Here is a 3,271-nt window from a genome sequence, read left to right as displayed (position 1 = left end):
GTATAGGGGTACGGGCTCGGGCGGTACGGGGCGGGGGCGGCCGGGAGTGTCCGGTGCGGCCGCCGACGCCGGTGCCGGTCACGCCGCGACCGATGCGCCCGGTGAGACCGCATCGACCGACACCGACCTGATGACCGTGGCCGGGACCGCGACAGCCGCCCCGGCCGGGGCGGCCCCCGGCGCGCGGCAGCCCGGAACACCGGCGGCGCCCGACACCAAGGCCACCCCCACCGTCGGCTGGGGCGCCTCCGCCGACCTCGGCACCCCCGCCACCTTCGTCCTGCTCCGGCACGGCGAGACCGCCCTCACCCCCGAGAAGCGCTTCTCCGGCAGCGGCGGCAGCGACCCCGAACTCTCCGCCGTGGGCCGTCGCCAGGCCGAGGCCGTCGCCGCAGCGCTGGCCTCGCGCGGCACCGTACAGGCCATCGTCTCCTCGCCGCTCAGGCGCTGCCGCGAGACGGCGGGCGCCGTCGCGGCCCGGCTCGGCCTCGACGTCACGGTCGAAGAGGGCCTGCGCGAGACGGACTTCGGCGCGTGGGAAGGGCTGACCTTCGCGGAGGTACGGGAGCGCTACCCCGACGACCTCAGCGCCTGGCTCGCCTCACCCACCGTCGCGCCGACGGGCGGCGGCGAGAGTTTCACGGCGGTCGGCCGCCGGGTCAGGGCGGCGCGGGACCGGCTGCTGGAGCGGTACCAGGGACGTACGGTACTGCTCGTCACGCATGTCACCCCGGTGAAGACGCTGGTCAGACTGGCGCTGGGGGCACCGCCCGAGTCGCTGTTCCGGATGGAGCTGTCGGCGGCCTCGCTGTCGGCGGTGGCGTACTACACGGACGGCAACGCGTCGGTGCGGCTGCTGAACGACACGTCCCACCTACGCCACTGACGTCCGGGGGCGTCCGGGCCGTCTGCGGGGCCGGGGCTCAGACAGTGCCGCGTACCGCCGACGCCTCGCGGGCCAGCGCCTCCACCCGGTCCCAGTCCTTCGCGGCGAGCGCGTCCCGAGGGATCATCCACGTACCGCCGACGCACCCCACGTTCGGGAGGGCGAGATACGACGGTGCCTTGGCGGCGGTGATCCCGCCCGTGGGGCAGAAGCGGGCGCGGGGGAGCGGGCTCGCGAGGGACGAGAGGTACGCCGTACCGCCCGCCGCCTCCGCAGGGAAGAACTTCATCTCCGTCACCCCGCGCTCCAGCAGCGCCACCACCTCCGAGACGGTCGAGACCCCCGGCAGGAACGGCACTCCGGAGTCCCGCAGCGCGTTGAGCAGCGTGTCCGTCCACCCGGGGCTGACCAGGAAACGCGCGCCCGCCGTCACGGCGTCGGTCACGGCCGCGGCCGTGAGGACCGTACCCGCGCCGACCACCGCGTCCGGCACCCCGGCCGCGATCGCGCGGATCGCGTCCAGCGCGGCGGGGGTCCGCAGGGTCACCTCGATCGCGGGCAGCCCGCCGTTGACCAGGGCGCGGGCGAGGGGTACGGCGTCGGCGGCGTCGTCGAGGACGACAACGGGGACGACGGGGGCGAGGTCGAGCACGGAGGTCATGGCGTCATCCTGCCCCGGGCCCACTACCCTCCGCAATGACCGTTGCGTATGCTGCAACGCGTCAATGCGCTCAGTGGATCTCCGTGACGACCACATCCAGGGCCCAGGTCCGTCCGGCCCTTCCCGGACCCGTCGCCTCGACCGTATGGCCGAGGTCCCGGAGCGTTTCCACCAGTGCGGCGGGATTCTTCGGCCGGGCGCCGGCCGTCAGCAGATCCCGTACGATCCGGCCCTTCGTCGCCTTGTTGAAGTGGCTCACCACGGACCGCTTCTCGGCGCCGGTCACCGGGTCGGTCTGCGAGTGGAGGACGCGTACGGTCGCCGTACGCGCGGCCAGTTCGCCGGTCGGCCGCCAGGCCGCCGCGTACGCGGACGACCGCAGGTCGAGCACCATCCCGCCGCCCGCCGCCTCGGGCAGTACGGTCTCCATCGGCCCGCGCCAGTACGGGCCCAGCGCGCCGAGCCCGGGCAGCCGGACCCCCATCGCGCAGCGGTACGGGGGGATGCGGTCACCGATCCGTACCGCACCCCAGAGCCCGGAGAACACCAGCAGCGACTTCCCGGCCCTGCGGCGCGCGGCGGTGTCGAGGGTGGCCAGGCCCAGCGCGTCGTACAGCACCCCGGTGTAGATCTCCCCGGCCGGCCGCGTACCGGCGGTCCGCAGCTCCGCGTTTTTCGCGACCTCGCCCCGCAGCCCCTCACTCAGCCCGAGCACCTCGCGTGCCTTCTCCTCGTCACCCGCGCACAGCTCGACCAGCCCGTCGAGCACGGCGGCCCTGGCCGGGGCGAGCCCGGGCAGGGACAGGGATTCGAGCCTCAGCGAAGCACCGCGCCCGGAAGGGGCCTTGCCTTCCGACGGCGGCAACAGCACGAGCACGTGACTTCTCCTCAGGGGATACGGGGACGGCAGCCTGCGCCAGGGTAGGCGACACCCGCCGAGGTGATCGGGCCCGGCTCCGGCGGGTACCATGACCATTACGGCAGACGAGCCGGGCGGACGGCCGCGTGAAGCCCCCAGGGGGCTTCCCGAGGAACGTCCGGGCTCCACACGGCAGGGTGGTGGGTAACGCCCACCCGGGGTGACCCGCGGGACAGTGCCACAGAAAACAGACCGCCAGGGATCTCGGTCCCTGGTAAGGGTGAAACGGTGGTGTAAGAGACCACCAGTGCCCAGGGTGACCTGGGCAGCTAGGTAAACCCCACCCGGAGCAAGGTCAAGAGGGAGCACCTTCCGGGGTGCTCCTGCGCGGACGTCCGAGGGCTGCCCGCCCGAGTCCGCGGGTAGACCGCACGAGGCCGACGGCAACGCCGGCCCTAGATGGATGGCCGTCTCCCCGGCCGCCGCAAGGCACCGGGCGAACAGAACCCGGCGTACAGCCCGACTCGTCTGCCGCTCCACGTTTCCGCAGGTCAGAGGCCATGTTTTCTCGCTGAACAAACTGGCCGGGTCGAATCCGGGTCGAATTCGGGCCGTGTGGGTGGGTGACGGTGCGGAGATATACCGCTCGTATCGTCCATCCTGTCCTGTCGATAAGGGGTGGATAGGGCGTATGGGGCATCCGGCGGGTGCAAGATGCGGCCCCAGGTCAGTTGCCAGCGAGTTGGGACGCTTCGGGCGCCTTCGAAAGTATGGTCCGGGGTGTCCCTGCTGGCGGGACAGGGCGCAGGTCATTCCGTCCGGGTTGCGTCCAGGGGAATGGTGTACGGGTTCGACCTGATCCGGG

3 protein-coding genes and 1 other RNA gene are annotated in these 3,271 nt (G+C 72.7%); 2 read left to right on the top strand and 2 right to left on the bottom strand.

Annotated elements, in window-relative coordinates; genetic code table 11:
- Window positions 1-886: bifunctional RNase H/acid phosphatase (locus WH07_RS31605; RefSeq protein ID WP_046507754.1), on the top strand; the 886-nt coding region annotated here is incomplete at its 5' end.
- A gap of 37 nt (window positions 887-923) precedes the next feature.
- Here WH07_RS31605 and eda read toward each other — a convergent pair.
- Together eda and yaaA are read right to left on the bottom strand one after the other, a co-directional pair.
- On the bottom strand, window positions 924-1,547 hold the full coding sequence (eda, locus tag WH07_RS31600) for a bifunctional 4-hydroxy-2-oxoglutarate aldolase/2-dehydro-3-deoxy-phosphogluconate aldolase (protein WP_046507751.1): 624 nt from the start codon (window positions 1,545-1,547) through the stop codon (window positions 924-926).
- Window positions 1,548-1,617: 70 nt separating this feature from the next.
- Complete coding sequence (gene yaaA, locus WH07_RS31595; RefSeq protein WP_046507748.1) at window positions 1,618-2,424, bottom strand: peroxide stress protein YaaA; 807 nt, start codon at window positions 2,422-2,424, stop codon at window positions 1,618-1,620.
- Window positions 2,425-2,532: 108 nt separating this feature from the next.
- On the opposite strand from yaaA, the gene rnpB reads away from it, so the two are divergent.
- An RNA gene (gene rnpB / locus WH07_RS36465) (RNase P RNA component class A) lies at window positions 2,533-2,937 on the top strand.
- Window positions 2,938-3,271 lie beyond the last annotated feature (334 nt).

The sequence above is a fragment of the Streptomyces odonnellii genome, assembly GCF_000981895.1.
Lineage (GTDB): Bacteria > Actinomycetota > Actinomycetes > Streptomycetales > Streptomycetaceae > Streptomyces > Streptomyces odonnellii.
The sequence above is the reverse complement of the archived record's forward strand: the minus strand, read 5'-3'. Positions and strand labels throughout refer to the sequence as shown.

Excerpts from the sequence above, each read along its gene's own strand:
- eda (WP_046507751.1), bottom strand. The coding sequence starts at position 1,547 with ATGACCTCCGTGCTCGACCTCGCCCCCGTCGTCCCCGTTGTCGTCCTC.